At 38.3% G+C, this 12,272-nt stretch carries 13 protein-coding genes and 1 pseudogene; all 14 read right to left on the reverse strand.

What is annotated here, in order from left to right; all coding sequences use genetic code 11:
• A pseudogene (locus ACOI1D_RS08660) lies at positions 1 to 445 on the reverse strand (hypothetical protein); the annotation flags it as partial.
• A gap of 5 nt (positions 446 to 450) precedes the next feature.
• Positions 451 to 1,371, reverse strand: a complete 921-nt coding sequence (locus tag ACOI1D_RS08665) for a hypothetical protein (protein ID WP_422500871.1) — start codon at positions 1,369 to 1,371, stop codon at positions 451 to 453.
• 293 nt (positions 1,372 to 1,664) lie between these two features.
• On the reverse strand, positions 1,665 to 2,462 hold the full coding sequence (locus ACOI1D_RS08670) for an HAD-IIA family hydrolase (RefSeq protein ID WP_422500873.1): 798 nt from the start codon (positions 2,460 to 2,462) through the stop codon (positions 1,665 to 1,667).
• Positions 2,463 to 2,654: 192 nt separating this feature from the next.
• Positions 2,655 to 3,386 (reverse strand): MBL fold metallo-hydrolase, encoded by a 732-nt coding sequence (locus ACOI1D_RS08675; RefSeq protein WP_422500875.1) that lies wholly within the window; start codon positions 3,384 to 3,386, stop codon positions 2,655 to 2,657.
• Positions 3,387 to 3,397: 11 nt separating this feature from the next.
• A complete protein-coding gene (locus ACOI1D_RS08680; RefSeq protein WP_422500876.1) occupies positions 3,398 to 4,207 on the reverse strand; it encodes a carbohydrate ABC transporter permease in 810 nt (269 codons plus the stop codon).
• A gap of 16 nt (positions 4,208 to 4,223) precedes the next feature.
• On the reverse strand, positions 4,224 to 5,126 hold the full coding sequence (locus tag ACOI1D_RS08685) for a carbohydrate ABC transporter permease (RefSeq protein ID WP_422500878.1): 903 nt from the start codon (positions 5,124 to 5,126) through the stop codon (positions 4,224 to 4,226).
• A gap of 110 nt (positions 5,127 to 5,236) precedes the next feature.
• Entirely contained in the window at positions 5,237 to 6,520 is a 1,284-nt protein-coding gene (locus ACOI1D_RS08690; protein WP_422500880.1) for an ABC transporter substrate-binding protein, read from the reverse strand.
• Between the two features lie 382 nt (positions 6,521 to 6,902).
• Positions 6,903 to 7,844 (reverse strand): LCP family protein, encoded by a 942-nt coding sequence (locus ACOI1D_RS08695; RefSeq protein ID WP_422500881.1) that lies wholly within the window; start codon positions 7,842 to 7,844, stop codon positions 6,903 to 6,905.
• A 127-nt stretch (positions 7,845 to 7,971) separates the two neighbouring features.
• The gene (locus ACOI1D_RS08700) at positions 7,972 to 8,127 is read right to left on the reverse strand and encodes a hypothetical protein (protein ID WP_422500882.1); all 156 of its coding nucleotides are present in this window, start codon (positions 8,125 to 8,127) and stop codon (positions 7,972 to 7,974) included.
• A gap of 404 nt (positions 8,128 to 8,531) precedes the next feature.
• Positions 8,532 to 8,798, reverse strand: a complete 267-nt coding sequence (locus ACOI1D_RS08705) for a magnesium chelatase domain-containing protein (RefSeq protein WP_422500883.1) — start codon at positions 8,796 to 8,798, stop codon at positions 8,532 to 8,534.
• A gap of 252 nt (positions 8,799 to 9,050) precedes the next feature.
• On the reverse strand, positions 9,051 to 9,779 hold the full coding sequence (locus ACOI1D_RS08710) for an SIS domain-containing protein (RefSeq protein WP_422500885.1): 729 nt from the start codon (positions 9,777 to 9,779) through the stop codon (positions 9,051 to 9,053).
• Positions 9,780 to 10,493, reverse strand: a complete 714-nt coding sequence (locus ACOI1D_RS08715; RefSeq protein WP_422500886.1) for a KDGP aldolase — start codon at positions 10,491 to 10,493, stop codon at positions 9,780 to 9,782.
• Positions 10,494 to 10,523: 30 nt separating this feature from the next.
• Positions 10,524 to 11,237, reverse strand: coding sequence for a creatininase family protein (locus ACOI1D_RS08720; RefSeq protein ID WP_422500887.1), 714 nt, complete (start codon positions 11,235 to 11,237; stop codon positions 10,524 to 10,526).
• Positions 11,238 to 11,272: 35 nt separating this feature from the next.
• On the reverse strand, positions 11,273 to 12,265 hold the full coding sequence (locus ACOI1D_RS08725; RefSeq protein WP_422500888.1) for a phosphotriesterase family protein: 993 nt from the start codon (positions 12,263 to 12,265) through the stop codon (positions 11,273 to 11,275).
• Positions 12,266 to 12,272: the final 7 nt, after the last annotated feature.

Genomic DNA, 12,272 nt, shown 5'->3' on the forward strand with positions numbered 1-12,272 from the left:
GGTCAGTAACTGAACTAGTTAATTGCTCGATTAAGTTTTTATCCTCTCCATACTCTTGTTTTAAGCGCTGTATTTCTTTATCGAATTCCCCTGACATTTGGGAAAGTCCTGTAATTAATTTTGCTACATCGAGCTTTGTTGCTTTTTCCCTATTTAATCGTTCTTCTGCTTGTTTAATGTTTTCATTCATCTTTACTTTCACCTTCGCCCATGTCTTCTCATTTTTTTTCATATCGTGCTTATATGCTGATCGCTTCACCATATAATCAGCAAATAGTAACTGATTTTCCGCAATAATACGTTCAAATATGTCGTCAATATCTCGGAGAAACTTTTCCCGAGAGGAGTATTTATGGAGAACGCGATTAATTTCTTCGTTTTTCTTATCTAATTGCTTACTATCATGAATTCCTTTTGCTCCCTGTAAAAAAGCACCTATTACCATCCTGATCACTCCTCTAGCAGGTCTTGGTCATCCCAAACATCGACATTCAAATAATCTACCAATACAATTACCATTCCACCGGGCGCACCAATTTTCAACACTTTTGATAACGACGTTAAAGCATGTGCTTTTGGAGCATTTTTCTCATACTGCTCCTTTTTGTCTTGATTTATCGCTTTCGCTGCTTTTTTTACACCTTTTGATAAGAGAATGCCTACCCCTAATATGGCCGCACCGTCAACTATGTCGGCGGTTACGGATGCACCCTCCACGATAACATCGACATTATCAAACAGTGCTTCTGTCCCTTCAATGACCTCCGCGAGATTGATTCCAACCACCGCGATTCCAATGTCGATGACCGCTGCACCCACACATACTTTGGACGTAATCGCCATGCCTTTTTGAAGGAAATGTAAGGAGTGGTCTAGTATCGGTAATTGCTTCCCCGATTTTTTGTACATATTCAAACAAAGGAACGTATTATAGGCAATTAACAATGGATTGTCATCCACAAAGCCTAATGCCATTCCGGTTGCAACCGCACCTTTATATGCCTTTTTATTCTTTTTCAAAAATGGCATTACTGCTGCTTGTCCACCAAGTTCGATAGCGTCAGCAGCATTTACCGTTAACCAGTCAATCGCAGTATCCATCTCCATTCCAGTTGCTTCATAAATAGCCTCTGAAAATGGCAGGGGTATACCTTGCGGTGAAGTAAAATCCTTCATCATATGATCAAACCAAAGCCCAATTCCTTCAATCCCGTCTATATGGTACGCTTCAATTGCACCTTCTAAATCATGACCATACTTTATTCGATGCCCCATTCCACTAACGGAGTCCATCATCGCATCTACTTCAGAACCGTTATGGCCAAGATCATGGAAATTTTCTGTTATGTCTATCAGCACATCTTTCAGCATATTGTTTCTCCTCTAACTAATATCTTTGTCCTATTAAAATACCACACTTTTGTACTAGTTAGTAGAATAAAATAAGACCGGTCCCCATACATCCAAAGGATTATTACATTTTATTCACTTGGAGCTGGATGAGTGGTGAACGTCTGTCATTCATTGATAAACTATTTATACTCAAAGACAAAAATTATGTCACGGATAGTACTTTTCATTGGCTGAAACTATGAATTTCATAAACACTCACTTACACATGAAGACAAATCAAATAATAAGAAGACAAATTAAAAACCACAAGGCTATTGTAACCTTGTGATTTTTGGTGTGGACAATATTCCACTGACCGATGGGAGCACATAATCCGGCTGCCACTCGGATGCTGCAACATCATCCTCCACAGTAATCCCCGTTAACACTAAAGCAGTTTTCATTCCAGCTTCCGCACCCATTCGGATATCAGTTTCCAGCCGGTCCCCAATCATGATACATTGTTCGGGATGAAGTTTGAGAATATTAATTGCAGCTTCAATAGTAAATACCGACGGCTTGCCGATTTGCACATCAATCTTCTTTCCAGTAACACCTTCTAATGCCCCAATCATCCCTGCACAATCCGGTACATCCCCAAACTCGACTGGACAGGTTCTGTCGGGGTTAGTGGCAATCGTTTTTGCTCCTCTTTTTACCGCCTGATAAGCGAAATTAAGGTGATCATAATGGAAGTTACGATCCCATGACAAAATAACAATATCTGTTTGTTCAGGTCGATCTGCCACTTCAAAACCCGCGAACGCAATCTCGTCCTTGATAATCTGCTCACCAATGACATATAGAGTTGCATTTGGATGATTTGTCTTTAAATAATTGATTAACGTAACTGTCGGATTAAGGATGTTATCTATCGTTACATCAATGTTGAAGCTCTTCAATTTCTCAACGTATTTACGTCTCGATTCGATTGTTTTATTTGTCAGAAACAAAATTTCCTTGCCTTCTTTTTTTAGACTGTTGATGACAGTATCTGCATCTTTAATTAACTGGTTTCCAAGATAAACTGTTCCATCTAAATCAAATATAAACCCCTTAATATCTTTCATATGGTCCTCCAGCGGATTAGAAAAAAATAATCCCTTGAGCCTGACGAAATAACCAATTTGATAATTGGATTTTCATTGCCCAAGGGATATCTCCTATTCTCTATCCTTGTATATTATTTTTTTATACTGGTTAATGTATTTCATAATACCATTGAAGAACAACATGTTATTTAGATGTCTCCTATATAGTAATTATGAAATTGTTATACACATCATTTCTTCTGCTAATTTAATCTTGCCAGTTAACTTCTCTTCATATGGCTCGTTGTCACTCAAATGGACAAGTACGATATCCTTTATGGCATTAAGTTCATACGCTTCTGTTAGTTGCGTCAGGCTCGTATGATTTGGAGCAGCATTTATAGCTGAGGTTGCTTCATGAATTAATACATCTATATGCTTATATGTCTGAATGCGTGAGTTGATTTCACTGTCACCTGAGTAAATGATAAGTTTGTTATCACACTTTATTTCAAGCCCAATTGTTGGTACAGAGTGAAGTGCTGGAAAACAGGACATCTGCATATTTTCGCAGGCTATCAGCTCCTGATTTTGGTTTCCGTTAAATGTTTCAATTACAATAGGAAAATTAATTGCCCACTTTTCAGCTTCCATCGTAACTAACCATTCATTCAACTTTGCTTCATTTCGATGATCACAATAGATGGTTAATAGCTTTACTCTATTTTCAAGCCACATTCCCCACAATAAGGATGGAAGCCCATAGATATGATCGATGTGAAAATGCGTAAATATAACGGCATCTAGTTCAACTAATTCAACACCTATCTGCTTAAGCTTCAAACTGGGATTTCCACTAACGTCTACTAAAACACTGTACCGATTATTAACAATACATAATGACGTGTTATCCCGGTTAGCTCCTGGATAAGCACTACCGGTCCCAAGAAAATGAATTTCCATTATACCACCACCTATTTAATCCCGGAGTGCATAAAGCTTGATACAAATTGCTTCTGGAAGATAAAAAATGCAATAAGCAACGGAAAAATAACCATTACCGTTCCAGCTGTTACCATTCCCCACTGTGCCCCTGTCTCATAAGATTGTGCAAACATTGCCAAACCAACAGTCAATGGGCGATTTGCATCCGAATTCGTGATGATCAATGGCCACATGAAGTTACTCCAATGATGGCTGATTGAAACCAGTGCAAACGCAATATACGTTGGTTTTGCTGCAGGAATATAGACATGCCATAGTGTCTGCCACCACTTACTGCCATCGATTTTAGAAGCCTCATCCAGATCATATGGCACCTGCTTAAAAGTTTGCCTTAACAAGAATACCCCAAACGCTGAAGCCCAATAAGGCAGCATTACAGCTAACTTTGTATCTACCAGACCCAGCTGACCCATAATCTGATAGTTAGGGAATAATAGAATTTCAGGCTGGATCATTAACTGTAGCAGAAACAGAATAAACAGGATATTTTTCCCTTTAAATTCCAGTCTAGCAAACGCATAGGCGGCAAGTGTAATGGTAAACATCTGGACAATTAGAATGCCAAATACGATGACAAATGTATTCCAGTAATAAGAAAGAAACGGAGCAGTATTCCATGCATCTATGTAATTCTGAAAGGTAGGATTTGATATCCAGAGCGGAAAGGAACCATCAATAACTTCATTTCCCTGGGAAAAAGAAGTTATAAAAACCCAAACTAATGGAATGAGGAAAATGATTCCCAGAATGACAATAAGGGTATAATTTGCTATCTTCAAAATAACTCCTCCTCTCTTAGTAATGAATCTTTTTATCTAAATATAAATAGTTAAAGGCAGTAACTCCAAGTAAAACTGTGATTAAAATTACAGTTAAAACTGCAGCTTTCCCGAGATCCCAGTTTGTAAATGCCACTTCATAAATATAGTAAAGCAATAAATTACTGGCATTATCAGGGCCACCCTTAGTCATAATATAGAGATGGTCCACATTTTTAAATGCATTTGTTATTGATACAATCATTACAAATAGCGTTGTCGGCATCAGTAGTGGGAACGTGATATGCCTAAACATTTGAAACGGTTTTGCCCCTTCAATTCTCGCAGCTTCATAGACATCATTTGGCAAGTTCTGTAAGCCCGCTAAATAAAATATCATAAAGAACCCTGAGTCTTTCCATATAATCATGAGTATCATCGCAATCATTACGGTGTTAGGATCTCCCAGCCAGTTAGGTCCGTTAACGCCAAACATATTGAGGAACTTTTCCAGTAATCCATACTGCGGGGTGTAAACAAATAGCCAGATATTCGCAACCGCTATTAATGGAATAACTGTTGGATAAAAAAATGAAGTCCTAAGCAAGGCACTGCCCTTCATTTTTTTGTTAAGCCAAATCGCCAGATACATTGCTAACAACAAACTTGTCGGTACAGTTCCGACTACAAATATAAGGTTGTTGACTATTACCTGTCTGAATACATCATCCGTAAAAACCTCTTTATATTGATCAACCCCTGAGAATTTCAGTCTTGTCATTGGTCCACTGTACAAACTTAAATGAATTGATTTAAGCATCGGGTAAAAAGTAAATAATGCTAGAAAGATAAAAGATGGCAGTAATAGAGAATAAGCAAATATATTCTGCCTGAAGCCTAAACTAAATCTCTTCTTGAACTTTCTCTTTGGATTACTCATTAGATTATAAAAACCTCCAATCCCTGGTTGTATAAAAGAGAGAGGCTCAATTATTGTAATCTGAGCTTCTCTTTATTAGTTTAGTGAATTTCATAAATGGTTAACTGCGCCTACTCCTGAAAAGGTTCGAGCACTTCTTCAGCTTCTTTTTGCGCTTTTGCCAATCCTTCTTCAACAGTACTGCCTCCTGTTAGAATAGACTGTATTGCATCATTAAAGATTTTTTGAACTTCCCCACTTTGATACGTAGCTAGTTCACTGTCGGCATGTTCCAGCTGTTCACGTGCCACAAGCGCTGGAGGGAACTCTTCCACATACTGCTTTAACTTATCAGTCTCGTAAGCTGATTTTCTTGTAGCAATATATCCTGTATCAATTGACCATTGAGCTACACGCTCAGGTTCTGTTAGAAACTTCATAAACTTGATAGCTGCTTCTTTATTTTTCTCTGGTACATCTTTGAATAAGTAAATGTTACCGCCACCAGTCGGTGATCCATATTGATTATTAGCTGGCAAGAAAGATACACCAAAGTCAAATTCAGCATTGTCTTTTACGTTTGTTAAGTTACCAGTAGTGTGGTACATCATCGCTGTTCTTTCACTCAGGAAATCAGATGGAACTGTTGCCCACTCGATGGTACCTTCAGGCATGATCTTGTGCTCTTGGCTAAGATCCAGCCAGTATTCCATAGATTCTTTAGCATATGGGGCATCAAAGTAAGTTTCTTTCCCATCTTCAGACATGATATTGTCCTCTGTCTGCAGCGCTAACGCCTGGAACATCCAGTATTGATAACCAGTACTTGGAATCTCAAGCCCCCACTGATCCTGACCACCATTAACTGTCAGCTTTTTACCATAATCCACAAGCTCTTCCCATGTTTCAGGAGGTGCTTCCGGATCAAGACCTGCCTCAGCAAAAGCATCTTTATTATAGTAAAGAACGATTGTACTTCTTTGGAAAGGAAGACTCCAAACCTTATCCCCTACCTTGGAATTTGCCATAAACGCATCATAGAAATCATCCAGGTAAGCTTCATCAAATAAAGGAGTCATCTCCTCAATTACATCATTCTCAAGTAATGTAAATAAATCAATCGAGAATAGCACAGCCAGTTCAGGAGGATTTCCACCTTGAACAGCAGCCATTACCTGCGTCATTGTTTCTGAGTAACTGCCTCCATACAATGCATTTACCTTAATATCTGGATTTTCACCCTCAAAGTCAGCAACCATATCATCCACCATGTTAGCGACATCTCCACCAACAGCAACAGGGAAATAAAAGTCTATCTCTGTAGTTTCCTCTTCAGATCCCACATCACTGCTGCAAGCTGCAAGAGTAAACACAGCCAGCAATACACTAAATAATGCTAATAACTTGACCTTCATGCCTATTCCTCCCTCGTAATAGAAAAATGTATAAAAATAACCCCATGAACAATAAAACGCACTACAAAAAGATGTAATACATTTTATTGATCACAGGGTTCTCCTCATCTCCACCCAAGACCAAAACGTGTGTCTCGTGCATTTCTATTTGATTATTACTAATAGTACAACAATTAAATTGGAATAGCAATACCTTTTTTGAAGGTGTTTTAAAAAATATAATTCAACTTAAGTAGGGGGATTGGGTTGTGTATAATTGGAAAAGAATTAAATGATGTGAGGATATTGCTGAAGCAAGCTCCTAATCTGAAATATTCATCTTGCTTGTGTCTAAAGAAAGACCTACACTCCTCTGTAAGTGTAGGTCTCTCCCTTATGATTCTTATCCCGCTATCATCCCATGCACCTTCTCAACTTCCTCATCCGGTACAAGCATATAATAGACACCATCAATCATCGTGCCGTTACCTTTCATCATATAACTAACAACATTTTGACGTACGTCTTTATAATTAAATAATAGGTTTTTCATATCATCAAAGTCCATATTAGTTGCCATGTTGTTACCTAATACATCTACCATAGTATCAATCTTGTTAACAGATGCAACACTTGCACCCTTATCAATGACAGCTTGTATAACTTTTCTTTGACGCTGTGTTCGGCCAAAGTCTCCAGCTGGGTCCGCGTAACGCATACGAACATATCCCATAGTTTTAGGTCCGTTTAGTGCAATCTCGCCTTTTTGATAATGGTAGCCTTTCTTATAAATACCATCATCATACCAATCAAGAGAGTTGTTTACTGTAATACCACCTACAGCTCCTACCATTTCTGATAAACCTTGCATATTCATTTCAACATAATAATCTAACTCTATTTTTAGTAGATTCTCGAGGGTTGCAATAGACATATCAATGCCACCAAATGCATAAGCATGATTAATTTTATCTTTAAAACCTTTTCCAACAATTTGAGTACGCGTATCTCTTGGTACACTAATCAACTGCATTTCATTATTCTTTGGATCTAAGGAAAGTACCATTAATGCATCTGATCGTCCCGTATCTCCTGGACGTTTATCAACACCTAACAACAAGATGTTAAGCGGCTTTTCTTTGTTAATTTTCTTCTTCGTCACTTCTGTATTTATGGTTGAAACGCTTTTATGGATTTTTTCATTCACTGTTTGCTTGGCATTGCTATAAATAGAAAATGCATAACCACCTACTCCAAGAAGTAGAACTAAAATTACTGCTAGACTAATCTTCAGGAATAGACGTTTTGGTTTCTTTCGTCTATCTGTTCTTTTTTGTTTCGTCATCTTTATACCTCAATTCAAATTTATACAAATCATTAAGTGAGTTAAATTTATTATAACAGAAAACACGACAATTTTTGTTAGTATCTAATGTTTTTGTCAGGATAAAAAGGTGTGTTACCTATACCAATTATTTAATTGCTTTTTCCTGTCTCATAATTTCAGGTAACTCATTGGTAAGCTTTTTCATAACTTCTTGTAACGATGCACCTTCATTAGCTTTCGTGTAAACACTAGACAATAGCGCTTTGAGTTGTTCTTCTTTCACATTCTTTACACTACCCATTTTAAACCTCCATATTACAGCTTAATAGAACTACTAGTTTTTTGATTTAAAAAATAATAGTAGTCATAATTATTCGAGCACAATTCTGTTTTTATGTCGTCTATAGGTTATGTGCTAATTAGTTGTCAAATACGTAAGTGTTTGAAAAATTAGTTCAATCTTATTCTGCCATTACACCAACCCTTTTTGGATTTCCACCTAATTTCCACCTAAAAAAAATAGCCCCAAAATAAATTGGGGCCAAAACTACTTACCTCAGGAATAGTGGAATTGAATGGGAGAAAAAGTTTCTTTAACCGTAGTCTTTTTGCTGCTAGAAAATCTGCAAACATTCCTTGCACAGGAAGAACGGATCCAAAGATAAAGCATCGATAAACCCCCTTTTAGGAATTTCCCGCTCTTGACTATACCAAGAATACTAGATCAAACAGCGGCCCGTTTTTCTTCTGTTCGGTTGGAGAAAGATTAATCGTTACTTTTAAATCTACTAATGGAAAGCCCATACTATGTAACGCAGCGGCAACACGCTCTTTCCTTTCCAAGCCTTTTAAACCAATACTAATTACCTTTGCTGACATTAATCCAGTACTCCAATACAGTGTCTTCTTGCTTTCTTTTCTAAGCGTTTGGCCAGCTATTATCCTTGTATTCTTAGAAGTAACCTCTCTCAACAGCTTATTTCTCTAGAAAGAGAAACAAGCTAGCAATGGATTGGTCATAGTATCGTTCAAACTGTCCACGCCAAGTTTCCTGGAGCGATAAACGATAATCAGGTGGCTCTCTTATAGCACGAGTGGATCATTTTCTTGTCCTAAGAAAGTCAAAAAGATGCCAAGACGGATCTAACCCGTCTCTCTTTCTTCAACCTTATTCATTAGAAAGCAAGAGAACCGTCCCTATGATTATTCCTCATTCACAAAAACCTATAACTTAACCCTCTCTCGATACTTCTCAATCAACTTCTCATTATGTTCATCCGCGCCATCAATATTACCGCTTAGAAATACAGGTGGCTCAAAGTTATTTTCAGCCATTACCGTAATCGATTCCGCAAATATTGCATTTAAAATGGTTGAGCCAATAACTGTTGAACTTGGTGAAAAATTTACTTTGACATCTTCATGCCTTAGCAATGCGTCTCCAACAGGAGCATGATTATCAATCACTAAATCAACTGCATCATATAAATGTTCTCCACTATGATGGCGTGATGGTTTGCTTGAAGAATATGCGTGTGATGTAATTCCAATCACGAATGCCCCCTTCTTTTTTGCAATATGCGCCACATCAACAGGAACCGGATTACGACCCGATGTGGAAATAACAAAAATCACATCCCCTTCACGAATATCCTGTTCTTCCATAAAAGAACTTGCATATTCGTTTTTACGCTCATATTCTGAGGAGCGGACGGCACCTTCATGAAGCATTAGTGGCTCATGTAAAATCGGATGAATTGGCACTAGACCACCGGCCCGATAATAAACCTCTTCTGTTAGTATATGTGAATGGCCACAGCCAAATAAATGGATGACACCGCCATCTTGAATTGCTTCTGCAACCTTTTGTGCAGTCTCATTCATTGCTTTATATTCTTCTTTTTCAACTACTTCTAACAATGCATGGATTTTTTGCATGTACTGATTAATCATTTATTTCCCCTCCGAAACGTGTAGTATTTCTTCAACCTTGCTTGGAATTGTTTTGCCGGTCTGTTTGTCGATAGTAGATCCAAATATATGTGGCATAAAGAATTCAATATCGATTCCCCTGATCCCATTAAAAATTTGACCGATGTTACTCGCATCTATTCCCCCTGCTGGTTCAATACCCCGAATTCCCTTATCAGCAGCTGTTTTCGTTAAATAAATGAGTTCATCCAAATGTTGCGCACCTTTTACAGGCATCATCTTAATACTTTCTATGCCGACTGCTACCGCAACTTCGATGAACTCCTCAACACTCATAATTAATCCAGAAGAAAGTTGTATCTTCCCTACTTGTCCTGTTGGTTTCACGAGTGCATTTACCAATTGATTTGACACATCATGTCCATCTAAAAATCCCTTTGTATAGGATGACGTTTCGAATGGTTGGTTTAAATGGCCAGGCTGAGCTGCAGCACCTATTTCCAAAACCCGCTTCCAATTAGCTGTATTACCGCCACCACCAAGACCAACACTAACCACCTCAGCTACTCGTTTTAACTCGTGAACCTTATCAACAGCACTATCAATTGTGTAGAATTGATCGGAGACAATACCGGGGACAACATATCCCCTACCTGCCTCCATAATATCCGAAGCATTTTCTTTGTCACTCGCTAAAAAATTAAACAAAAATTTATCGTATAGCTTACGTTTCATATCAATTTTCACCATTCCTTCACAGCTTTGTTACCCCATAACAAGCTTAACCATGTTCTCTAGCGCGATATCGATGACGTACTTTCCTTTTTCTTTTGTAGCTAGTTTTGCATCACCCAGCACTGCTGATTCTGTAAACTCTTCCCACGGTGTAGGTGTGACATCTGCATGGGCCGGTATCGTTGGGATATCAGTAATTGCTTTATCCATATCCACATACTCTGGTGCTAAATAGAGCATATAGGACGTCTCAATTTCACACGCATGAAAATAGGTACCATGTGCAGAGTCAGTTTCACGAATCTTTGCAACAGCTTTGTTCATCCCCGGATAAAAAAGGTAGAGAACCTTCATTTCAGGACAGGACTCGTACAGTACGCGAGCTGCTTCTTTTAACGCAGTACCGTTCCCCAAATGTCCATTCACCATCGCAAATGTCCTAAATCCCTGTTTGAAAAGACTTTCCCCAATATCAACAATAAAACGAATTAGGGATTCGTTACTAATAGTGATACTTCCAGGAAAGTTACGTAGGCTCCACACTTGTCCATATGGTAAAGTTGGAAGGAGCAAGCCGTTAACACGATCTGCTAGTTTTTCTGAAAGTCGTTCTGCCAATAGATTATCGGTACCCAGGGGTAAATGGGGGCCGTGTGCCTCAACTGCTCCAATTGGTAGAATTGCTATTTTTGAGTTATTAATTTGTTCCTTTATATCATACGAGTTTTGATATTGCATTTGCATTTCCTATCACCATCCATTTTCACCTTTACTTACTGTTATTTCTTAAACATAAAACATCTCGCAGGATTATCAATGAAAAATTTATTTACCAAATTCTCTCCATCAAACCCATTTGCATTTGCTTCCTCAATAAAACGCGGAACCCATTTGCCGATTATATTTTCCAAACCTAAACCAAAGTCATAGTGCTTATAATACGATTTTCGCGCAGTATCTCCACTTACTAGTATTTGATCTTCGTAACCTTTTTTGACAAGCTCCAATATACAATGAATTCGAGTACTTTCCGGAGCGTATTTTATCTTTGATATGCCATCAAAACAGAGAAACGCACCTGTTTCCGCCATTTTTTGATGGTAAAAAGGATCCGGATTCCGATCCATGTGACCAAAACTGATATGTTCAAGGTTTACCCCTTCACTTTTCAAAAGTTCTATTTGTTCAAGTCCCATTGTTCCTGCTTCTGTATGCGAATGCATCGGAGCTTTCGTTTCGTGGTATGCTCTCGCAACTGCGCGTAATGTTTTTTCCTCAAGAGGGGTTATTCGATTGTATCCCGTGCCGAACTTAACTTGTCCACCGCGCACATCTGTACCTTGTAATCCCTCCTCAATTTCTTCGACAACAAAATCAGCTAATTCGTTAATCGTTTTTGTTTCGATCCACTCATGAAACGTACTGAAGTTGCCTACTACATTCTTCACTCCATCTGGAATAGGCGCATTCCATAAAAAGCTTTTATTAAATCCTGCAGTCCCAACAATTGTAACCCCAGTCTCCTCAGCTATTTGCCTTACTGCATCCACATCCCGGCCATAGTCAACTGCTGTAGCATCGACAATAGTCTGACCACCGAGATTCTTAAAGTCAAGTACGTCAAGCTTTGACTTTTCCTTGTCATCAAGTAACAAATCATCTGCTTCATGCTCCACCCAGTATGGTGGTCTGCACACAATATGCTCGTGTGAATAAGTAAAACCTAATTTACCTGGTTCTATATCTCCATGAAAAGTTCGAATAAAGCTCATTTAGAAA

Origin of the sequence: Virgibacillus sp. DJP39, assembly GCF_049310925.1 — a bacterium.
Lineage (GTDB): Bacteria > Bacillota > Bacilli > Bacillales > Amphibacillaceae > Virgibacillus_F.